Source organism: Streptomyces sp. NPDC003011, from assembly GCF_053591515.1.
Map to the genome: position 1 here is coordinate 55705 of NZ_JBSFTY010000017.1, position 20527 is coordinate 76231.

The following is a 20527-nucleotide window of genomic DNA, read 5'->3' on the forward strand; positions in this document are numbered from 1 at the left end:
CCTTCGTGTCCCACCGTCATGCCCGGCCGACCGTTCATGGCAGGCGACTGCTGATCGACCGTGTCCACTCCGGCCGTCCCGTCGCGCACGTCGCCGCGGAGATGGGCATCTCCCGTCCCACGGCCCACAAGTGGATCCGACGCCGGCGGTCCGAGGGCGAAAGCGGGCTCTTCGACCGCTCCAGCCACCCCCGCACGACACCACACCGAACCACTGCCTCAACCGAAGCCCGCGTCTGCCGGCTGCGTCAGGAACGCAAGCTGGGTCCCGCACGCCTCGGGCCGATCCTCGGCCTGCCCGCCTCGACCGTGCACCGGATCCTGACCCGCCACGGCCTGAACCGACTGGCCTTCCTGGACCGGCCCACCGGCCAGATCATCCGCCGCTACGAGCGCGAACGGCCGGGCGAGCTGATCCACGTCGACGTCAAGAAGCCCGGCCGCATCCCCGACGGCGGCGGCCACAAGGTCCTGGGCCGCCAGGCCGGCCGCGCCACCCGCGCGAGCATGGGCTTCGACTACGTCCACTCCGACGTCGACGACCACAGCCGCCTCGCCTACAGCGAGATCCACGCCGACGAGAAGGCCGCCACCTGCGCGGGCTTCCTGACACGGGCCGCGGCATTCTTCGCCGGGCATGGCATCACCCGCATCGAACGCGTCCTGACGGACAACGCCTGGCCCTACCGCAAAAGCTTCGCCTGGCGGCAGGCTCTGGCCGACCCCGGCGCGGCCGGCAAGCTCACCCGCGCCTACCGGCCGCAGACCAACGGCAAGGTCGAACGCTTCCACCGCACCCTGCTCGACGAATGGGCCTACCTGCGCCCTTACGCCGGCAACACCGAACGCACCACCGCCCTGGCAGACTTCCTGCACACCTACAACCACCACCGCTGTCACACCGCACTCGGAGGCACGCCACCCATCAGCCGCGTGAACAACCCTGCGGGTCAATACACCTAGCTGTGGTGCGGCGAGGTCAGGTAGTGCTGTCGCAGTAGTTCCTTGCCGTAGTCATTGCCGTTGGGCGTGCGGATGATCGAGTGGACGTGGAGCTGGGTGGGGTCGCCGCCTTGGGTGGCGCCGTAGGCGCCGGCGAGCGGGCCAGGGCCCTGGCAGTCGACCTCGACCCAGACAACGGGGCTGTGCACGCGGACGTAGAAGGCCGAGTCGTCGGCGATACCGCCGGCCCAGGTGACGTAGGTGTCGGCGAGGTGCCGGGAGACCTCCGCCATCCTGGCCCTGGCGACGTCGGCCTTTGCGCGGCTGACGAACACCTCGACGATGGCGAGGAGCTTCTTCTTCTGGACGGTGGTGAGCCTCTCCCCACGCAGGCCCTCGTACGCCTGTACCGCATTGTCGGAGAACGCTCCGGCCTTCATTGACTCGTTCGACTTGGTCGAGGAGGCAATGGCAACCTTCTGCTGACCCGTGGTGAGGGAGTTGATGAAGGCCAGGCTCGCGACGACCTCCTCATGGCAGACGGTGACCGTCTCCCCGTCGATCTTCATCGATGTCGGTTCCGAGCCCCAGAAGCAGGGGCTCATCACGACCTGGTCACCGAGGACGAAGTAGTTGATGACCAAATGGTGGCCATCAAACTGGAACCCCCAGGGTTCCGTGGCGGACGGGGTGCCCATCACGGTCCAGTAGTAGGCGTCCTCGTTGAAGGAGTTCGTGTTGCCGATCGCTTCGCCCGCCGCCTGGTTGATCCTGCGGATCTTCTCCGTGGTCTCCAGGCCGTCGGCGCTCAGCGCCGTCTTGAGCAGTGCGGTGCCGAGGGCCTTCTGAGCGTCGGTGAGGTCTGCGAGGGACACACCTTGGCGTTCATAGGCGTCGACGTTGCTCCACAGACGCCACTCGGTGGAGTGGACGGTGAACTGGGTCGACGTCCTCTGGTCGGCAGTGAGGCCGGCAAGGAACGCCTTGGCGGCGCTGATGACGGGAGCGGTGGTGACACCGGTCGAGTGGATCGTGAACAGGTCGTCGATCCGCTTGCCGTCGGTTGTCAGTCCGAAGAAGTCCTCGGTGATCGTCTGATTGCCGGGGCCTCCTGCCCCGCCGCCGGGAGCACCGCTCGGGGCGCCGCTGGGCGAGGCGGAGGCGTCGGTCGTGCCGGAGGTGTCGTCGGCGAGCGCCGCCCAGGCTCCCGCGCCACCCATCGTCGCCACGGCAGTAGCTCCGGAGGCGAAGAAAACCTTGCGCATGAAGTTGCGGCGGCTCGCGTGGGCTCGGCGCCCGGCCTCCCGCTCGGGCTGCTGCGCCTCGGTCTTCCCCGCATCGAGCTCGGTCATCGTCGCTGACTCCCCTGGTCCAAGTCCGGCCCCTCGGCCGGTCACCTGACGCGACAGTGGACGATCAACATAAGAACGCGCTGTGTCGGGCACCGCGAGCAGCGCGCGCACCGGTCGTACCGGTGCGCCTGACCTGTATCTCTGTGGATGTACTGAGGATCCGCGTACCTCCCGCTCATGGGCGTTGCATCGGTGTCCGGGGAGAACGTTTTCGAGGCCGAGACCTTATGGTGCGTAGACGTTGGCCTCCCGCATGCCGGACCGGTCTGGTAGCGCGCAACAGGTCCGGGCACCACGCGGGAGGCCGGATGCGGAGCCGGCCGGCTTCTCGTTTCAGTGGCCGGACGAGTGCCTGGAACGCCGACTGAGCACCCGCTACAGTTACTCAGCGTGCCTGCGGCAACGCTGAGATTCGGTCTCCCGCCGTCCGTCACGGCGGCCCGCCCTGGGGGGAATCTGGGGAGGATCAGCGGTTGGGGAGCGGCTGGGGAGAGTCGAATACATCAGACGGCGCGCCTCTGAAAGACCCGGAAAGACTCATCTGCGCTGGTCAGAGGCCGCTGAAGCTGCATCGCTCCAGGGCCTTGCTTGCGGCCTCCGGTATGAAGTGAGCATAGTAACCGAGGGTGACCGCCGGCGAGGAGTGCCCGAAACCGAGCCACCGAGCCACGGTCACTGGCCACTCCGGCCTCTCCGGCGTCGGGTACGGGCGGGCGGGCGGGTGGCGTCAGCCTTCGAGGTGCCGGGTGTCGGCGAGCCGGGCGACCTGACGGTTGTGGAAGAAGTCGTCCTCGCGCAGGTGGGTGATGCTGCCCGCGGGTGCCCGGAGATTGACGTGACCGAGCGAGTCGAGCGGCATCCCGATCCACGACGCCACGACGAAGGTCAGGGCGAAGCCGTGGGTCACGACGATCTGGTGTTCGCAGGGGCGTCGCAGGATCTCGTCCATCGCCGCGTAGACGCGCCGGGCGAGCGCCGCCTTGGTCTCGGCTCCCGGGACGCCCTCGTCATGTCCCATCCGGTCGCCGGTGGCGGGCGGCGGTACGAAGCGCTTGTCCAGCCACGCCTGGGGCTTGCCCTCCGCCTCCCCGTAGGACTTCTCCCGCAGTCGGCGGTCCAAGGCCGGCTCCACGCCGAACAGCGCGGCGATCTCCTCCGCCGTGTGCCGCGTCCGCAGCAGGTCCGAGGAGAACAGCTCGACCCGGGTGTCCTCGGGGATCTCGGCGCGCAGGGCCCGGGCGATGGAGGCCGCCTGGCGCCGGCCGGCGGGGGTGAGGTCCGAGTCGTACCACCCTCCGACCAGTCCCTCGACATGATGGCTCGCCTCAGGGTGGGTGACGACGTGGATACTGCGCACCAGCGCGTACCTCTCTGTTCGGCGTTGCGGTCGGGGGTCTTGGCAGGGGATTCGGCCGGATGCCGGACCGTACCGCACGGGGCACGGCGGGCGGGCGTCAGCGGAAGGACAGTTCCAGAATCATCAGCCCCCACAGCAGCCGGGCGTGGTCCTGCCCCCGCGCGTGTTCCCTGAGGACGTCGCGTACGGCGGCTTCGCCCAGAAAGCCGGCGTCGCAGATCCGGGGTCTGGCCAGGACGTCGGTGGCGAAGTCCCAGAGTTTGGTGCCGGGCGTCAGGAAGGCGCCGACGGGAAAGGTGAACGGCTGCTTCTGCCGCTCCTGGACGGCGCGTGGGACGAGCCCCTCCCCGGCGTCCCACAGGATCCGCTTGCGCCGGGAGTCCGTGACCTTCAGCGCGTCGGGGGTGCGCCGCGCGAACGCCGTGACGGACGGCTGGCAGTAGGGCACGCGGCACTCGACCGCGTGCGCCATGGAGAGGTGGTCGAGCTTGCGCAGGTTGAGGCTGGGCAGCTTGTGCAGCCGGTCGAAGGCCAGCAGCTGCTCCACCCGCGAGGGGGCCGGCCGGTCCAGCAGCTCCAGGGACCGCTGCCGGCTGCTCCCGCCGGCGTCGAGCAGGGCGCGGTACTCGGGGGTGTAGAGCTGCCGGTAGCGCGCCTGCGGGACCAGCGAGAGCCGGTCGAGGTAGCGGGCCGGCCACTGTGCGTCGGCGGCCGCCAGGCTGGTGCTGTAGCGGCGGTAGCCGCCGAACTGCTCGTCGGCCCCGTCCCCGACGAAGCAGACCCGGAAGCCGCCGCGGGAGATCTCCCGGAACAGCGCGTACGCGCTCAGGGCGTGCGGGGTCGCGTTCGGGGTGCCCAGCGCCGTCACCATGGCCGGGATCAGCTCGGGCAGCTCCGCCTCGCGGATCTCCACCACTTCGAGCGGGATGCCCGCGTGGGCGGCGGCCTCGCGCGCGTAGCTCTCCTCGTCCGAGGTGTGGCTGCCCTCGTGGGTCACGTGGAAGCCCGTGACGTCGGCGCGCCGCCGGGCGAGCAGGGTGGCGAGGACGGCGGAGTCGAGCCCGCCCGAGACCTGGACGGCCACCGGCGCTAACTGCTGGGACATCTGGGCCACTTCCGCGGTCAGCAGTGCGCGAAGGCTCTGCGGGGTGCACTCGTCGTCCGCCGGGGGCGGAGCGGTCCGCCGCGGCCGCAGGGCGGTGACGGTCCGGCCGTCGTGGACCAGCTGCTCCCCCGGGTGCAGGGACGAGGCCCCGGTGTACCACGGCGAACCGTTGGGCAGGCACTGCCAGTTCATGTAGTGGTCGACGGCGAACGGGTCCACGTCGAGGGGCTTGGTGCGCAGGGCGGTGAGACCGCTCAGTTCGGACGAGAAGATGACGCCGTCCTGCGTGGCGGAGTAGTACAGGCTCTTGACGGCCAGCGGGTCGCACCACAGCTTCAGCCGCCGCCCGCCGCGCAGGTCCACCAGGGCGATGGCGTACATGCCGTCGAGCCGGTCCACGAACCGGTCGCCGTGCAGTTCGTAGTACGGCACCAGGACCGAGCCGTCGGAGTCGCCGTCGACGTGCACGCCGTGTCCGGCGAGTTCCTCCCTGATCGCGCGGAAGTTGTAGATCTCGCCGTTGAACACGGCGTGCACCGAACCGTCGGCGTTGGTGAACGGCTGGCGGCCGTGGGACGGGTCCTGGATCGACAGGCGGTTGCAGCCCAGCCCCCAGTCGTCGCCGCGGGCGTGGTGCTGCTGGTCCGGGCCGCCCGACACCTGGGCGTTGCGCGCGGCGTCCAGGGCGGTCACATCGAGGTCAGGTCCGAAGTAGCCGTAGATCCGGCACACGTGCGTCTCCCCTGGCGGTCGGCGAAGGCTGGTGGCTGCTCAGGAAGCCTTGTTGTTCTCCCCGGCGGGCGCCGTGCGGCCGGCGGCCCACTCCTGGAGCGGCAGGCAGTGCCCGGCCGCGCGCCGCGCCGTCATGGCCGTCAGCAGCTCGCGCAGCGAGGGGACGTCGGCCTCGGCCTCCCGTGCCCGGAAGCAGTACTCGTTGGAGATCTCCGCGTTCCAGCTCATCGTCCGGTGCAGTTCGCCCTTCAGCAGGCCGAGGTAGTCCTGCCGGCCGACGAACGCCTCGGCCTCGTCGCGCACCCGGCGGATCTCGGCGAAGGCCAGGTCGACGAGGTCGAGCCACTCCAGGACGGCGTCGGCCGCGTCGGCCGGGCCCGCGATCCCGTAGGCGTTCAGGTGGCGGAACCGTGCGGTCAGCGGGGACAGCGCCTCGGGGAGCCGGGCCAGGAAGCGCGGCAGGTACTTCGGGTTGCGGTTGGTGTTGCCGTACGCGTGCGTCAGGCCCCGGAAGGTGTCGACGCCGAGCTTGCGGGCCGCGATCAGCGCGGTCTCGTAGTCGCCCTGTGCCCACATACCGGCCAGGTCGCGGAAGTCCGGATAGCTGCCCACGGCGGTGCGGAACGCCGTGTACGCGATCTCGCCCGGACGCACCTCACCCGCGATCTTCTCGAACTCGGCGGCGTTCGTCAGCGCCACGGCGTAGGTGAGCCGGGACAGGAGACGGAAGTCCACGGCGGAGGCCGCGAAACTGGAGGACTTGCGGGCGCGGCTGCGCATGTGCGCGTACAGCCGCCCGTGCGAGGCGAGCATGCCGGTGATCTCCTGGACCGTCCAGTACTCGACGTCCACCCCGAGCAGACTGTGGGGCAGGTAGTCGAAGCTGGCCTTCACGCGGTCGCCGCTCGTGTAGTACCTCATGTGGCTCTCGCGGGGGAACGTGTCCCGGTGGAACCTCTCGTCCCGCTCCTGCGCGATGACGCTGAAGTCGAAGTCGGACGACGGGGTGCCCGATCCGTCCACGAGGGAGCCGGACAGGATCAGCATGTCGGTGCCGACGAGATGGATCTTCTCCAGTACGGCCTCTTCGTCGAAGTCGTCCATGCCGTCGACCGGGGAAACGTGTGCGTGGAAGGAGAGCACGGCTGCTCTGCCCCTCTCTGCCGGTGTGAAGGGTTGCCGGACGGGCCGGACGGAAGGCGGGGCTGCTCAGCGGCGGGCTTGCGGCCCGTCGGGCGCGGTCGGGTCCAAAAGACGGTGGGCCGCTGCCCCGTCCGGCCCCGCGACCCGGTCGGCGAGGTGGCCGGCGAGCCGCTCGACCTGCCGGCGCACGTCGCGGAACTCGTAGCGGAAACGGAAGGTCGGCAACGCTGTCAGGGCGTCCCGCGTGCGTGCGAAGCTGTCCGGGGCGGGCTCGTGGCCGAAGATGTTGAGGTGCTTGTTCGGCAGGTCCAGGACGTGCCGACCGAGCAGTTCGGCACGCTCGGACGGAGGTACGGGAGCCACCTCGGCCTCCGAGGGGTCGTCGGCGAGACTCAGGTGCACGATCGCGTCGACCCGGGCGGACCGCCCGATCCTCGTGTGCAGCAGGTCCGCGTACTCCCAGGGGTAGATGAGAGCCGTCCCGTGATCCTCGATCCCCGACTCCCGCAGGCTCAGCAGCGTCTGGTTGGCGGGGTGGGTCAGCGCGGACCTGACCTCCCGCGCACGGGCGCGTCCGAACAGCAGGTCCAGGGTGTCCAGCCGGACCGAGACGGACCGGGGCCAGCCCGCGCCCAGCACTCCGGCGCCGCCGGGATCCGCCGTCAGGCTCACGTCGTCGTTGCACACCATCACACCCGAACCGTGCAGCACGGCGGCCATGATGAAGGAGGTCTTGCCGGCCCGGCTGCCGCCCACCAGGGCGACTCCGAGGCCGTTCATCTCGACGAGCCCGGCGTGCAGGAGCAGGGCGCCCTGCCGGCTCGCCGCCGAGCGGTGCACGGCACGGGTGGCCCGCAGGAGTGACTGGGTGACCCACGCCTCGCCCCGCGGGGCGAGATGGTAGAGGGTTCTGCGGGCGTGGTCGACCGCGTAGTCCACCGCCACTTCGCCCTGGGCGGTGACGGATTCGGGTACGGCGCCTTTTGGAGGCTCGGTGTCCGCGACGACCTGCCACGTGCCCGGGTCGGACGCGCCGGGTCCGACGGTCAGGTAAGGGCTCGCGAGCCGGTCGATGCGCTCCGCCACGGACCGCGTGCAGGTGAGGCCGGTGCTCGCGAAACGTGAACCAACGGTGTACCGGCGCGTCGGGCTGCTCGGTTGCACTGCGTGCGTCACCCCCGTGTCTGTGTCGCGTGTCGGTGGCCCGTGTCCGTGTACGCCCCGGGGGCCGGGCCGTTGTCCGCGGCAGTCCCCTTGGAGCGAGGGCCGTCGGCGGCCGGGCGGGGCCGCGGGACGGAGCCGGTGTGAAGACCGGTGTACGGGCCTCTCGTTCGATCATGACAAGGTTTCGGCGGCCTGTCCCGGGCGATTCCGCTGAGCGGAACGGACGTGGGACGTCAGGGCGAACCCGGTCCGGGGTCCGTCACCAGCGGGCCGCGGGTGTCCCATCCCAGTTCGCTCAGCCCTCGGAAGAACCTGCCGTTGGAGCGGGCGGCGGGAAGGTCCAGCAGCCGCACCAGATCGTCGGCGGCGGGGCCGGGCTCGTGCGGGGCCGCCTCCGTGCCCATGTCGGTCCGTATCCAGCCCGGGCAGTAGGAGAAGGCGGACAGGTCGGCGGAGCCGGCCGTGAAGTGCCGGGCCACCGTGAGGACCAGGGAGTTGGCCGCCAGCTTGGACGAACGGTAGGCGAACGACGCCCCGTCGGCGTCCTGGAGCCTGCCCATCCCCGAGGAGACGCAGACGATCCGGCCCGCCCCCCGCGCGAGCATGCGCGGCGCGTACGCCAGGACCAGTCGCGCGGTGCCGAAGAGGTTGACCTCGAAGGTGTCGCGCAGATCGTCCACGGTGAGCGCGAAGAGGTCGCCGTACCCGCCACGGGGGTCGTCCAGGTAGACCCCGGCGTTGTTGACGAGTACGTCGATGTCCACACCGGGGAACAGGTCGTCCGCGAGCGGCTCGCGCAGATCGACCACCTGGTAGTCGTCCAGGGCCTCGGTCTGCGGCGAGGCGGCCAGGCCCGCTCCCAGCACCCGGTAGCCGGACGCCTTGAGCGCACGGCACAGATGTGCCCCCAGACCTCGGGAGACACCGGTGACCAGCGCGCTCGGCATGCCGGGGAGCGTAGCCCCTTCGCCGTGAGCTGTCCGGGACGACGGGCGGATCGTTCGCGAGAGCGGAACGCCGCACCCGCGCACCCCGTACATCGGGCTGCTCAACGCGACCGCGGTATAGGCTCGTTGGACCCGGCCGGCACAGAGAGCCACCGGAGAACCAGGCGAAGGGGAGGCAGCGGATGTGCGCGCACCGGCTGCTCGTGACCGGTCCGAGCGGAGCGGGCAGCACCACCTTGGGCCGTTCGCTGGCGACCCTGGCGGCGGTACCGCACGCGGATGTGGACGACTACCTCTGGCTGCCGACCTCTCCGCCGTACGCCCACAAGCGCCCGGCCGAGGAACGCGTCGCGCTGATGAACGCCCTGTTCGTGCCACGCCCCGCCTGGGTGCTCTCCGGAACGCTGCGGGGCTGGGGCGACAGCGTCATCGCGCAGGTGGAGGGTGTCGTGTTCCTGACCATCGGGGCGGACGCCCGCATGGACCGGCTCAGACGCCGTGAGCTCGTCCGCTACGGCGACGCCATCGGCGACGGCGGCGCCCATGAGGCGGCCCACCACGACTTCATGGACTGGGCGCGGGGCTACGAGGACACCGGGGCCCCGAGCCGCCGGTCCAAGGACGAGCGCTGGCTCGCCGGGCTCAGCTGCCCGGTGCTGCGGCTGGACAGCGCCCAGCCGCTGGACCGGCTGGTCGCCGCCGTGACCGACTGGCTCGGCGGCGAGGCGGCCGCGGGCGGCCGCCGGCCATGACCGCGCCCGCACCGTTGACGGTCGGCCGCGCCATGGAGCTCGTCGCGGCCGGTGACGCCGAGCCTCTTGAGGGGCGCGGCCTGAACACCTCGTACCGGGTCACCGAGGCGGGCCGGGCGCTCTCCGTGAAGGTGCACTGCGCGGACCGGTCGTCCGGCACCGAGTTCCGGCGTCTGGGGCGCGTGGACGAGGCGCTGCGCGGGACGCCCTGGTACCCGCCGGTGCTCGGCATGGGGTTCCACCAGGCCGGGCGCCCCCGGCTGGTGGTGATCCGGCCGCACGTGCCGGGGACGGCCTCGGACGACGCGCGCCGGCACATCCCCGAGGTCGTCGACGTGCTCGTCGGCCTTTCGGAACGGGCGGACGGAGTGAGCGCGGACGAGGAACTGGTCGGGGACTACGCCTCTGCGTGGGTGTCCGACGCCGGGCGTGAGCACGCACTCGTGGCGCCGCTCCTGGCCGGCGAGTGGGCGAATCTGGCGCGCGCCATGGACGATCACATCGGCGAACTGCGGTCCGGGGCGACGCGTTTGACCAGCCCGGACGGCCTGGTGGTGCACCACGGCGATCTGCACGGCCGGAACCTGATCACCGGCGCCTGCCGGGCGATGACCGTGATCGACTGGGACGAGGCCGGTTTCTCCCGCCGTCCGGCCGACGCGGGCAAGGCGCTGTGGCTCTCCTGCCGCGCCGGCCGGGGTGACTTCGTACTCGACCCCCACGCGCTCCGGCGCTTCCTCACCCACCTGCACACACGTCTGCGCGTGCCGTACGCGAGCGCCGCCGATCTGGCACGGCTCGGCGCTCTGTGGTTCCTGCCGAGGCACGGCCATGTGACGCTGCTGGGGCAGCGCGACGCGAGCCTGGGGCCGTGGTACCTCGGCTGGATCTCGCGCTTCTGGGCGCGGTTCCGGCAGAACCTGGAGCTGCTCGCTTCCACGGCGCGGGCGCTGGAGACGGACGCGGGCCGCGACCGCTGACGGCTCCCCGCCCGCAGCGCGGCCCCCAGAGCCGTCAGGCCCGTACGGCGTCCTGGAAGTCGACCGCCAGCTTCGCCACGTCGGCGGGGCTGCCCACCGAGCAGCGCAGCACGGGCAGTCGGGCCAGGTGCGCCAGGAAGGCGTCGACCGAGGGGGGCGCGGCCCGCCGCCGGACGGGGACGTTCAGCCAGTCCTCGCCGTAGAGGTTGTCGTCGAGGGAGAAGCAGTTCCTCCTGATCACCTCGGCGGCGTGTCCGGGCGTGGCGGGTTCGAGGAAGTAGCCCGCCGCGAGGTCGACGCGGGGCAGGATCACACCGGCGAGCGGGGCGTTCGGCACGACGCGGACGCCCAGGTACCGGCTGACCTCCTGGGAGCTCAGTTTCAGTTTGTCCTCGCCCTGGAAGCGGTCCCAGTCCGATCCGGGCGCCGGGAAGCCCGCGCGCACCGACCAGGCGTCGAAGTCGGTGACGCCCATGACGTCGAGGGAGCCCTTGTTGACGGCGAGCGGCAGGGGGCAGGCCGTCACCCGGTAGCCCTCCTCACTCCGGTCCAGGTGCATGCGGTCGTTGCCCATCCAGCCGGACGCGGGCAGCAGCCGGGCCAGCGCGATGGCCGTGGTGGACTTGCCCGCCCCGGAGTCCCCGATCACCAGGTGGGCGCCGCCGTCGTGGACGAACGCCGACGAGTGCAGGACCAGGGATCCGTCGGCCTTGGCGATACGGGTGGCCACATCGCGGATGATCCGCGTCAGCCACCGGTCGCCGAGGCCCGACCGGGGGCGCAGCAGGGTGACGCGGCGCTCGGTGCGGATCAGGGCGGCCGTCTCGTCGGCGTTCACGTCCCGGAGCGTGAAGACCGTGCCGGTGTCGTCGTCGTACCGCGGCAGCCGGTGACCGCGGGTGAGTTCGTACTCGCCCGGCACGGCGGTGGCGGCCGCCTCGCGGAGCAGGGCGTGGATCTCGGCGGGTTCGCGGGTCAGGTCGACCACGGTGAGATCGGGATCGGGCGCGTGGGGGGTCTCGGTCACGCCCAGCATCCCCGGCGGGCAGAAGGTCTCCGTCACGAGCGCGTCGGCTTCGGCGGAGGTGGTGACCGTCCTCAACGGCTGGTCGCGGACCAGCAGATGCCGGGTGGTCGCACCGGCGGGGGCATCGGCGGCAAGTTCGCTCACGGGCATGGAGGCTCCAGAAGGAAGGGTCGGCCGGCCGGAACACCGTCACGGCCGGATCGTCGTCGGCGGGGGGCAGCGGCTCGGCTCGGGACAACGGCTCGGCGCGGGTCAGAACAGGGGGAGGGTCCGGGCGGTGCCGCGGCGGAACACCGTCCAGGTGCGGAACCCGATGTCGCCGAGGACCCTGACCACTTCGGGGTACTGGTCGCAGACGCGCTCGGGCACGTGCGCGTCGGAGGCGAAGGTGATCGGGACCCGGAAGTGGTGGGCGCGTTCGAGGAGGTCGGACTCGGGATACCAGCCGCCGCACTTCTTGGTGCCGCCCGAGGTGTTGATCTCCATCACGGCGCCGGAGTCCCGGATGGCGCGCAGCATCTCGTCGGCGGCGGCGGGCGCGGGGGCGGCGCCCAGCTCGGGGTGGTTGCCCTTGAGGGCGTCCACGTGCCCCATGACGTGGAAGAGCCCGGACCTCGCGCATTCGGCCATGGCCCGGAAGTACCGCGCCTTGACGGCGGCGAGGTCCTGCGCCTCGGCGGTCTCCCAGCGGGTGACGTCGAAGATGTCCCGGCCCTCGAACATGTGGACCGACCCGATGACGTAGTCCAGCGGGTGGGCGCTCAGCGCCTTCGTGTACGGGTCCATGCGGCCGCTGAAGAAGTCGGCCTCGGTGGAGACGAGGATCTCGATGCTGTGCGCGAACTCCTCCTTCAGCGCCAGGGCTTCGGCGACGTAGGAGGGGAACTGCGACTTGGGCATCGCCACGGGCGGCAGCGCGTGGTCCTCGTCGGCCGCGAACATCGGGGTGTGGTCGGACAGCCCCAGGACCTTGACGCCCTTGTCCAGCGCGGCGACGACGTAGTCCCGCAGGGAGCCGGTGGCGTGGCCGCAGCGGTTGTGGTGGGTGTGCAGATCGATCATGACGTCATACCGCCAGGTATCCGCCGTCGACCGGCAGGTCGGTGCCGGTGATGAAGCTGGCGTCGGACGACAGCAGGAACGCGATCGGCGCGGCGACCTCGGACGGGTCGGCGAACCGTTTGAGCAGGAATTTTCCGCCGTGTTCCGCGGCGGCCTCGGCCGTGGCCCGGTCGAGGCCCAGCGCCTCGCGGTGGTAGCGCTCGTTGTTGGCGTTCCACACCGTTCCGGGGCTCACCGAGTTGACCCGCACGCCTCGGGGCGCCAGTTCCTCTGCGGCGCACCGGGTGAAGCCGAGCACGGCGGCCTTGCCGGTGTTGTACGTCAGGTAGCCGCTCTGCGAGATGTGCGCCGAGATGGATGCCATGTTCACGATCGCCGCGTCGGCGTCGCGCTCCGGCAGCCCGGCGACGAACTCCCGGATGACCAGGGAGAGGCCGATGACGGTGGGATCCAGCGCGGCGTGCCAGTCCTCCGCGGTGGCCTCCAGGCCCTTGAACACGAAGCCCGCGGCGAGATTCACCAGCAGCGTGGGCGCCGGCCAGTCGTCCGGTACACCGGCGTACGCCGCCGTCACCGCCGCCGAGTCCGTCACGTCGCCCACGGCCAGCCGCACCTCGTGGCCCTTGTGACGCCACGTGTCCACCGCGGCGTGCCCGTGCTCGGCGCTCTTGTCGTAGATCAGGACACGGCAGCCCTCGGCGCACAGCCGCTCGACGACCGCGGCGCCGATTCCCTGCGCGCCGCCGGTCACCACCGCGGTGCGTCCGGCGAGTCCTCGCGCGAACCCGGTCACGTTCCCCACTCCTGTGTCGTGGCGGCCCATTGCTGTACCCGATCGAGGGCGGCGGCACGGTGGAGGTTCTCGGTGGCGCCGTGCGGGGCCACCGTCTCCCCGGAGCCCTCGGCGAGGTTGTGGTCGGCGGCCGTGGCCGCCGTCGTCGCCGGGGACACCCCCCGTGCGGCCAGTGACCGGCCGAACGCGGTGCTCTCGACGCCCTGTCCGTCGGGGGCCGTGAAATACCGCCAGACCTGGAACATGCCCTCCAGGTGGCCCGCTGACAGATGGACGGCGTTGCGGCCCTCGGACAGGGCGATCGCGTGCCCGGCGGCCAGGGTGCCGAGCGCGCCGCGCAGCGATTCCCGGTCGGCGTCGGCCGGGTGCAGAGCTCCCAGAAGTTCGCCGCGCAGCTCCTCGATCTCCCGGTCGCTGTGGCATTCGAGGAGGCCGACCAGGGCTCCGGGGGCGGTGTACCCCGCGGCGAGGGCCGGCAGGAAGCCGTTCAGCACCGTGACCCGGCGCCCGTTGAGCGCGGTCACCGAGGCGTACGATCCGGAGCCCAGTCTGTGGATGCCCGCCTCCCGGCAGCGCTCTTCCAGCGCCTGCGGGGACAGGTCCGCCTCGCGCGTCATCGCCTCGTACGCCCCGATCGCCTCGGCGGTGCGCGACGCGCTCATGAGCGAGGTGAGTTCCTTGCGGGCGCTGGAGTTCAGGGCGCGGGGGCCGTCCGCGGCGACCCGGTGCAGGCGCGGGTAGTGCCCGAGCAGGTATCCGCGCGCGGCGAAGTCCCCGGCGGGCATCACGGCGCCGCGCAGAACTCTCACGTCCCCCCCGCCGAGCACCCGTACCGTCTCCGCCAGCGCGTCGCCCGCGCGGGCCGCGGTCATGACCTCCGGCTTGACCAGGACCACGAAGTGGCTGCCGGTCCCGGGCGCGGGCGCCTGCGGGCGGCCGGTGTCCGTGCGCCGGCCCGTGGCGCGCGCGCCGGTGACCAGGGTCCGGGCGTCCTCGGCGGTCACCACAGGGTGACGCCCGTCTCGATCAGTTCGGCCGTCAGGTCCCCCGAGCTCGCGACCGCGGCCTCCACCAGGGCGCGCAGGGCCGTCTCGTCCGCACCGGCGGTCGTGACGACGACCTCGTCCGGGCGCTCCAGCGGCGCTTCCTTGGAGGTGAAGATGTGCACCTGCGCCGGTCCGCCGAACTCGTCGTGCACCTGCTGGGCGAGCCGCATGGCCATGACGTTGTAGATCTTGCCGGTGTGGTCGAGCGGGTTCTTGCCCGCGGGCGCCTCGATGCTCATCGGGCGCATGGGGGTGATGAGCCCGTTGACCCGGTTGCCCCGGCCCACGACGCCCACATCCCCGGTGTCCGCCACCGAGCCGAGCGCGGTGAGGTAGGGGCGGCCGTTGCGGTCGGTGGCGTTCATCAGCAGGTCGCAGTCCGGGATGCCGAGCGAGCGGACGTACTCCTCCAGCTCGTCGCGGATCACCGCCTTGCGTGCCAGGTAGTGGTCCATCGACTCGATGCGGGACGCGAGGAAGGGCATGTTGACGACCAGGCTGAACGCGCCCTGCCGTCTGCTGCCGAACACCTTGACATCCCAGCCGGAGTCCGGGTGGCGCCGCTTGAAGGCGAACCCGTTGATGAGTTCCTCCAGCCCCAGTACGACGCTCTCCAGGCGGGACAGCGGGGCGTAGCCGTGCAGGAGGTTGGTGTCGTTGGAGACCAGCCCGCCGGAGCGCAGCGGCACCAGGCCGTCCGCCGAGGCGGGCTGGTACCGCGAGCGGCCGCGGCCCGAGCCCTGGTGGTCCACCACGCCCAGTTCCACGACCAGATGGCGAGCGGCGTCGAACCCGGTGGTGACCTCGGCCAGTACGTCGGCGGCGGCGCGGAACATCAGTTCCCGCACCGGGATCTCGACGGCGCCGACCCGGAAGGCCGCCTTGCCGAAAACCATCACCCGGTACGGCGAGGTGAGTTCGCCGCGCCCGTAGTCGGTGTCCGCGCCGCCGCCGTACAGCGTCACCTTGTCGAACCAGTGGTGGGCGACGCCGCCGAACTCCTTGAGGCAGTGGAGGGAGTAGTAGCGCGACATGCGCTCCGCCATGGCGTCGCACATGGTGTCCGGGTGTCCCACCCCCTTGCGTTCGACGAGCTCGTAGGGCAGGTCCTCGACCGATCGGGAGTCCCGTTGTATCGACAGCATTGACCGTTCCTCTCTTCGATGACCGGCGGTTGTCAGGAGGCGAAGTCCAGGAAGGCGGTCCGCGCCTGCGATTCGGGCAGGCCGTGCGGGGGGCTCTTGAAGAGCAGCGGGGACGGGGCGTCCACCTTGCCGGACAGGCCCCGGTCGGCCGCGGTCTTCGCGGCGCGTACGGCGTTGGCGATGACACCGGCGGCGTTCGGGCTGTCCTCGACGGTGAGTTTGATGTCGATCTGGACCTCGGATCCGAGCACGGACTTGGCCCTGACGTTGGCGAAGCACACCTTGCTGTCGCCGAGATGCCCGATGAACCCGGTGGGCCCGGCCACCCCGTCGACGTCGGTCATGCCCGCCGCGCGCAGCGCGTTGGCCTTCGAGGCGAACTTGGAGGCCGAGCGGCCGGCGTCCGCCAGGTTCAGGAAGTCCGTGTTGCCGCCGACGTTGAGCTGGTACGTACTGGCCAGCTCCAGGCCGCGGCTGAGCAGCAGCTCGATGAGGGCGGTGTGCAGGCAGGTCGCGCCGAGGTGGCTGCGCAGGTCGTCGCCGAGGAGGACGACGCCCGCGTCCGCGAATCTGCGGCTGACGGCCTCGTCGCGGGCCAGCTCCTCGGGGGTGCAGTTCACGACGGCGGCCCCGGCGGCGAGGGCCGCGTCCGCGAACATGCGGATGGCCTGGGAGGCTCCGGTGGGCAGCGCGACGACCAGGACGTCGACCTCGTGTTCGACCAGTGCCTTCGCCACGTCCTCCGAGGTGGCGTCGCGCGCGGCGGCGGCCAGTTCCACCACGGAGCCGAGCGGTCCCGTGAGGCCGTCGAGCACCGGGGCGGGAAGGACCGGGGCGTGGCGGTCCCCGCCCAGTTCGACGAAGCCCGTCGCGGAGATCGCGGGGGCGGTGAACGCTTCGGACAGGGGCCGCCCGACCTTCGCCGCGTCCACGTCGAACGCCGCGACGACCCGCACATCGGCGAGCCGGTAGCCGCCCACGGTGTGGCACATCAGGCCCGGAAGGCGGGTTTCGGGGTCCGCCTGGGCCAGGGCGACGAACTGGGTGAAGCTCCACGCGCAATTTCCGGCGCCGGCGAGCGCGACACGTATGGGACTCATGACAGGTTGTTCCTTTCCACGCGGACACCAACTACTGGGCTGCCTCGCCCTCGCTTCCGGACGCGTCCGGGGCGGGGGAGAAGAACGTGAGCCGACGGCTCCCGGGGCGCCGTCGCGGGACGCGGGGCCCGCGCCGTGCGCGGCACGTCAGGGCTTCCACGGCCGGGGCACCCGGCGGGCGGAGTTCTCATGGGTCTCGGCCCACCGCCGGATCGAGCGGAACAGCACCTGCTCGGTGTCCGGCACCCGGCCGGTGACCTCGAACGGTTCGGTGACCGACAGATAACCCTGGTACGCGCGCAGGGCGGTGACCCGCAGCAGCTGCGCCCGGTCCAGGTACTCCTCGGCGAACGGCAGGTAGAAGCGGTTCCACTGGTCGGGCGTCACATAGGGAAGCCGGTCCAGCAGCGGCACACCCTGCTCGGCGCGCCAGGAGTTGAGGGCGTCCAGGATGGTGTCGAACGCCTCCTGGACCCGCTGGGCCCGGTCGCCGCGCCCCAGCACCGACAGCCTCCGGCCCGGCGGCGGGCCCAGTGCGACCAGCCGCGTCACGTGGTCGGCGACGTCGTCGGTGCTGACGATGTCCAGCAGCGCCTCCTTCTCCGCCACCAGGGCGGGGACGGCGCCGCTGCACAGCGAGGACGGCAGCCAGAAGAAGCCGCTGTAGCGGTCCAGGGTGCCGTCGGCCCGCGTCCCCATCACGATGGGGAAGCGCACGATGTCGGCGCTGTCCCGCTCGGCGTGGACCAGGCGTTCGGCGGCGGCCTTGGACCACTCGTAGGAGTTGCGGTAGGCGTCCGGTGAGTGCGAGGCGGTGCCGCCCTCCAGGCCCGTGACGTAGGACGAGGACAGGTGGATCAGATGGGTGCCGGGGCCGATCAGGGACAGCACGGCCCGCAGCGGGGCGACGTTCGCCTCGTCGGCCTCCCCGGCGGGCAGGTTCCAGCTGGTGTCGGCGGCGCAGTGGACCACGGCGTCCCACGGGCCGCGCGCCTCGGGCGGCGGCTCCTGCCGGCCGGCCTGCCAGGCGTACTGCCGCGGCTGTGCTCCGCCGCGGCGGCTCACGCCGTGCACCTGGTGGCCCGCCGCTTCCAGGGAGCGCCGCACGGCGCTGCCCACGGCGCCGGTGGCGCCGGTCACCAGGATCCGGGCGGGCGTGGTCACGAGACCGCCGTTATCCGCTGCTCGATGGCGCGGAGCATGTGCTCGGAGTTCTCACGCAGCGCCCGGCTGGCGACCGGGTTGAGCATGTCGGCGAGCAGCGGGATGCCGATCTCGAAGTCGACCGAGAAGGTGACCACCGAGGTCCCGTCCCCGCGGTCCTCGACCCGCCAGTACCCGTTGAACTCGTCCAGGTCGCCGGAGACCTGGGAGAACGACATGACGCGGTTCGCCTCGTCGAGTTCGTCGACTTCCACCCACTCCAGCACGGAGCCCTTGAGCAGCACCGACCACTCGCTGGTACGGGCGCCGCCCTCCGTCTCCCCGAGTACGGTGACCGACTCGACGTTCTCCATGTACGCGGCGTAGTCCTCCAGCCGGGTGACGGCCTGCCAGGCGTCGGCCGCCGGGGCTTCGATCGGCAGATTGACCTCGACATGGGGCATGGCGGTGTGTCTCCTTAGGGCGCGGGGCGGGGCGGGGCGGGGTGGATCAGCCGACCGGGTCGAAGCTCATCTCGCGCCCCGTGCAGAAGGCGCCGACTGCCTCGTCGCAGGTCAGCAGCGACGGTGGGTGGTGGTGGACGGCGAGCGAGTCGATCAGGAGGCCGGCGGCCCGCTGTCCGCGTCCGTAGAGACGGCTGCCGATGACCGGGGTGACGGCGGTCAGCACCCGGTCGCGGGTGTCGCTCAGCGAGGCGCGCAGTCCCACCGCGGCGGCCAGCGCCGCGTGGCCGCCGATCGCGCCCGACTCGACGTCCGCGCCGAACTGGCGGCAGGCGCCGCCGAGCGTCAGCAGCTCGCGGGTGGCGCGGCCGAGCAGGGCCGTTCTCGGCCCGAACGTGCCCGCGCCGGTCACCTGGCGGTACGCCACGTCCAGCAGCCCGCTGAGGACGCCGTGGTAGGTGGCGGTCAGCAGCACGGCGAACCACGCCATGCCGGAGACGACGTTGTCGTCGATGACGTCGGCGGGGCCGCGGTGGAAGACGAGCCGGTCGTCCAGCTCCACGTCGCGCAGGACCAACCGCGCCGTGTCGGACTGCGTCATGCCGAGCGAGGGCCACTCCCCCTCGGCGGTGAGGCCGGGAGAGGAGCGGGGGCACAGGGCGAGGATCGTCTCGTCGGTACCGCTGACGCGGGCCGTCAGGCACACCAGGGTCGCCGTGGTGGCGAGCGAGCAGGGGTACTTGGTGCCCGACACCCGGTAGCCCTTGGCGGTCCGGACGGCCTCGGAGCGGCTGCTCATGAAGTTGGGGCTGCCGCCCGGTTCGGCGAACGCGGACGCCACCAGGGCGCCGGAGCCGGCGATCCCCTCCAGCAGCATCCAGCTCGTGTCCCGGTGCCGCCTCCAGTAGTCGGCCATCAGCCCGACCGTGAAGGCGTGCATGTTCAGCGCGACGGCGGCCGAGGGGTCGGCCATGCCCAGCGCGCGTTGGGCGGCGGCCACTTCGACGAGGGTCGCACCCGCGCCGCCGAACTCCTCGGGGATCGGCAGGGCCGCGTAACCACCGGAGGCGAGGTCGCGGATGCGCTCGGCGCCGGTGGCGCCCTCGCGGGCGGGGGCGGGGCTCCAGGCCGTGCTCCAGCCGGCGCCGAGCAGGGCCAGGTGCGGGGCCTCGCCCGCGCCGCTCCGTCCGGCCGCGTCATCGGCGGGCGCGCTCACGCCTGTCCCCTGCGGGTTCGGCGCGCTCATGCCCGACCCCCGCGGGTTCGGCGCGGTGCGGACCGGCCCGGGGTTTCGGGGCGGGCGGCCGGTGGCGAGAGGGACTGCACGTATCGACTCCATCCGCACGGCGGGGGCGGTGAGGGCGCAAGGGCGAGAGGGCGAGGTGGCGGCCCGTACGGGATCAACGGGCGGTACCGGGTAGACCGTAGGCAGATGGGGCGGCTGAAATCAGTGAGTGTCTCTGTGTGCGGAACACCGATCGCCCCGGCCGCGGCCGGGCGGACGGCATGCCGGTTCTCACAGGTCCAGCAGGGTGAGCAGCCGCGTCAGGTCGGGATCGGCCGGATCGACCCGTACGGTGTCCCAGCCGAGCGCGGCGGCCGGCGCGATGTCCTTCTCCTCGGAGTCGCCGACCATCACGCGCCGCTCGAAGTCGCCCTCGCCGATCAGCCGGAACGCGCGCGGATCGGGTTTCTTCGGCCCGCCGTCGGCGGTGAACAGTGTCCGGTCGTACACCTCGGGCACCTTCAGCCGGTGCAGCAGCCTGCGCATCAAGGGGCCCGGCAGATAGCAGTTGGACATCAGCCGGACGGTGTGACCGGCCGCGGCGGTCCGGCGCATCGCGTCAGCCGCCGGCTCGCACAGCGTGTACTGATCCGGGTCCGCGCAGCCCAGCGCGTTCCACAGGGCCTTCTCCAGGTCGGCTCTCCCCCGCGGCTCACCGCGCTCCCGCAGGGCCGCGTCCAGCAGGTCCATGGTCGCCGGCTGGAGCGCCGAGCGGTCGGACATCGCGGCGAACACGGCGGTGAAGACCGTGTGCACGACCTCGCCCGCGCGCCGCTGGTCCAGCTCCAGCGCGTCCGCGAGGCTGGCGGTGAAGTGCTCGGCGCCCGGCAGGGGCCGGGACATGACGAGCGTGTCGAAGCAGTCGAAGACCACGGCGGCGGGCATGGCTGTCGTCCCTCTCTGGTGTTCGGGTGCGCAAAGGTCGCTGCGTTGACGCTGTACGGGCTCCGGGGGCGGGTCGCGGGACGGGCGCCGGCCCGGGGCCCGGC

19 protein-coding genes are annotated in these 20527 nt (G+C 71.8%); 3 read left to right on the forward strand and 16 right to left on the reverse strand.

The window, feature by feature from the left end:
* Positions 1-5 precede the first annotated feature (5 nt).
* Positions 6-962 (forward strand): IS481 family transposase, encoded by a 957-nt coding sequence (locus ACWD0J_RS11745; RefSeq protein ID WP_451495598.1) that lies wholly within the window; start codon positions 6-8, stop codon positions 960-962.
* Here the strand turns inward: ACWD0J_RS11745 and ACWD0J_RS11750 are convergent.
* The 6 genes from ACWD0J_RS11750 to ACWD0J_RS11775 all read right to left on the reverse strand — a co-directional run bounded on the left by ACWD0J_RS11750 (position 959) and on the right by ACWD0J_RS11775 (position 8741).
* Entirely contained in the window at positions 959-2293 is a 1335-nt protein-coding gene (locus ACWD0J_RS11750; protein WP_451495599.1) for a DUF3500 domain-containing protein, read from the reverse strand. The two genes, ACWD0J_RS11745 and ACWD0J_RS11750, sit on opposite strands and share 4 nt — an antisense overlap.
* Before the next feature lie 727 nt (positions 2294-3020).
* The gene (locus ACWD0J_RS11755) at positions 3021-3650 is read right to left on the reverse strand and encodes a histidine phosphatase family protein (protein ID WP_451495600.1); all 630 of its coding nucleotides are present in this window, start codon (positions 3648-3650) and stop codon (positions 3021-3023) included.
* Between the two features lie 97 nt (positions 3651-3747).
* Positions 3748-5487: an asparagine synthase (glutamine-hydrolyzing) gene (gene asnB / locus ACWD0J_RS11760; protein WP_451495601.1), complete on the reverse strand. Its 1740-nt coding sequence runs from the start codon at positions 5485-5487 to the stop codon at positions 3748-3750.
* A 39-nt stretch (positions 5488-5526) separates the two neighbouring features.
* Positions 5527-6630 carry a hypothetical protein gene (locus ACWD0J_RS11765; protein ID WP_451495602.1) on the reverse strand — a complete coding sequence of 368 codons (1104 nt, stop codon included), beginning with the start codon at positions 6628-6630 and terminating at the stop codon, positions 5527-5529.
* Between the two features lie 66 nt (positions 6631-6696).
* Positions 6697-7716 (reverse strand): hypothetical protein, encoded by a 1020-nt coding sequence (locus ACWD0J_RS11770; protein WP_451495603.1) that lies wholly within the window; start codon positions 7714-7716, stop codon positions 6697-6699.
* A gap of 311 nt (positions 7717-8027) precedes the next feature.
* The gene (locus ACWD0J_RS11775; RefSeq protein ID WP_451495604.1) at positions 8028-8741 is read right to left on the reverse strand and encodes an SDR family NAD(P)-dependent oxidoreductase; all 714 of its coding nucleotides are present in this window, start codon (positions 8739-8741) and stop codon (positions 8028-8030) included.
* Between the two features lie 182 nt (positions 8742-8923).
* Between ACWD0J_RS11775 and ACWD0J_RS11780 the strand changes: the two genes are divergently transcribed.
* Both ACWD0J_RS11780 and ACWD0J_RS11785 read left to right on the forward strand, forming a co-directional pair.
* Positions 8924-9493: a hypothetical protein gene (locus ACWD0J_RS11780; RefSeq protein WP_451495605.1), complete on the forward strand. Its 570-nt coding sequence runs from the start codon at positions 8924-8926 to the stop codon at positions 9491-9493.
* Positions 9490-10473 carry a phosphotransferase gene (locus tag ACWD0J_RS11785; RefSeq protein ID WP_451495606.1) on the forward strand — a complete coding sequence of 328 codons (984 nt, stop codon included), beginning with the start codon at positions 9490-9492 and terminating at the stop codon, positions 10471-10473. The genes ACWD0J_RS11780 and ACWD0J_RS11785 overlap by 4 nt, the downstream gene beginning before the upstream one ends.
* A gap of 34 nt (positions 10474-10507) precedes the next feature.
* Here ACWD0J_RS11785 and ACWD0J_RS11790 read toward each other — a convergent pair whose 3' ends face one another.
* The 10 genes from ACWD0J_RS11790 to ACWD0J_RS11835 form a co-directional block, all read right to left on the reverse strand.
* The gene (locus ACWD0J_RS11790; RefSeq protein ID WP_451495607.1) at positions 10508-11644 is read right to left on the reverse strand and encodes a hypothetical protein; all 1137 of its coding nucleotides are present in this window, start codon (positions 11642-11644) and stop codon (positions 10508-10510) included.
* A 108-nt stretch (positions 11645-11752) separates the two neighbouring features.
* Positions 11753-12562 carry a histidinol-phosphatase gene (locus ACWD0J_RS11795; protein ID WP_451495608.1) on the reverse strand — a complete coding sequence of 270 codons (810 nt, stop codon included), beginning with the start codon at positions 12560-12562 and terminating at the stop codon, positions 11753-11755.
* Positions 12563-12566: 4 nt separating this feature from the next.
* Positions 12567-13355 (reverse strand): SDR family NAD(P)-dependent oxidoreductase, encoded by a 789-nt coding sequence (locus ACWD0J_RS11800; RefSeq protein ID WP_451495609.1) that lies wholly within the window; start codon positions 13353-13355, stop codon positions 12567-12569.
* Positions 13352-14359, reverse strand: coding sequence for a hypothetical protein (locus ACWD0J_RS11805; RefSeq protein ID WP_451495610.1), 1008 nt, complete (start codon positions 14357-14359; stop codon positions 13352-13354). Before ACWD0J_RS11805 ends, ACWD0J_RS11800 begins: the two co-directional genes overlap by 4 nt.
* Positions 14356-15546 carry a methionine adenosyltransferase gene (locus ACWD0J_RS11810; protein WP_451495611.1) on the reverse strand — a complete coding sequence of 397 codons (1191 nt, stop codon included), beginning with the start codon at positions 15544-15546 and terminating at the stop codon, positions 14356-14358. Before ACWD0J_RS11810 ends, ACWD0J_RS11805 begins: the two co-directional genes overlap by 4 nt.
* A 32-nt stretch (positions 15547-15578) precedes the next feature.
* A complete protein-coding gene (locus ACWD0J_RS11815) occupies positions 15579-16646 on the reverse strand; it encodes an inositol-3-phosphate synthase (protein ID WP_451495612.1) in 1068 nt (355 codons plus the stop codon).
* A 147-nt stretch (positions 16647-16793) separates the two neighbouring features.
* A complete protein-coding gene (locus ACWD0J_RS11820) occupies positions 16794-17810 on the reverse strand; it encodes an NAD-dependent epimerase/dehydratase family protein (protein WP_451495613.1) in 1017 nt (338 codons plus the stop codon).
* Complete coding sequence (locus ACWD0J_RS11825) at positions 17807-18253, reverse strand: type II toxin-antitoxin system RatA family toxin (protein WP_451495614.1); 447 nt, start codon at positions 18251-18253, stop codon at positions 17807-17809. The genes ACWD0J_RS11820 and ACWD0J_RS11825 overlap by 4 nt, the downstream gene beginning before the upstream one ends.
* A gap of 46 nt (positions 18254-18299) precedes the next feature.
* The gene (locus tag ACWD0J_RS11830; RefSeq protein WP_451495615.1) at positions 18300-19469 is read right to left on the reverse strand and encodes an acyl-CoA dehydrogenase family protein; all 1170 of its coding nucleotides are present in this window, start codon (positions 19467-19469) and stop codon (positions 18300-18302) included.
* 300 nt (positions 19470-19769) lie between these two features.
* Complete coding sequence (locus tag ACWD0J_RS11835; RefSeq protein WP_451495616.1) at positions 19770-20423, reverse strand: HAD family hydrolase; 654 nt, start codon at positions 20421-20423, stop codon at positions 19770-19772.
* Positions 20424-20527 lie beyond the last annotated feature (104 nt).

Excerpts from the sequence above, each read along its gene's own strand:
- ACWD0J_RS11775 (WP_451495604.1), bottom strand. The coding sequence starts at position 8,741 with ATGCCGAGCGCGCTGGTCACCGGTGTCTCCCGAGGTCTGGGGGCACAT.
- ACWD0J_RS11750 (WP_451495599.1), bottom strand. The coding sequence starts at position 2,293 with ATGACCGAGCTCGATGCGGGGAAGACCGAGGCGCAGCAGCCCGAGCGG.
- ACWD0J_RS11810 (WP_451495611.1), bottom strand. The coding sequence starts at position 15,546 with ATGCTGTCGATACAACGGGACTCCCGATCGGTCGAGGACCTGCCCTAC.
- ACWD0J_RS11825 (WP_451495614.1), bottom strand. The coding sequence starts at position 18,253 with ATGCCCCATGTCGAGGTCAATCTGCCGATCGAAGCCCCGGCGGCCGAC.
- ACWD0J_RS11835 (WP_451495616.1), bottom strand. The coding sequence starts at position 20,423 with ATGCCCGCCGCCGTGGTCTTCGACTGCTTCGACACGCTCGTCATGTCC.
- ACWD0J_RS11780 (WP_451495605.1), top strand. The coding sequence starts at position 8,924 with ATGTGCGCGCACCGGCTGCTCGTGACCGGTCCGAGCGGAGCGGGCAGC.
- ACWD0J_RS11795 (WP_451495608.1), bottom strand. The coding sequence starts at position 12,562 with ATGATCGATCTGCACACCCACCACAACCGCTGCGGCCACGCCACCGGC.
- ACWD0J_RS11815 (WP_451495612.1), bottom strand. The coding sequence starts at position 16,646 with ATGAGTCCCATACGTGTCGCGCTCGCCGGCGCCGGAAATTGCGCGTGG.
- ACWD0J_RS11785 (WP_451495606.1), top strand. The coding sequence starts at position 9,490 with ATGACCGCGCCCGCACCGTTGACGGTCGGCCGCGCCATGGAGCTCGTC.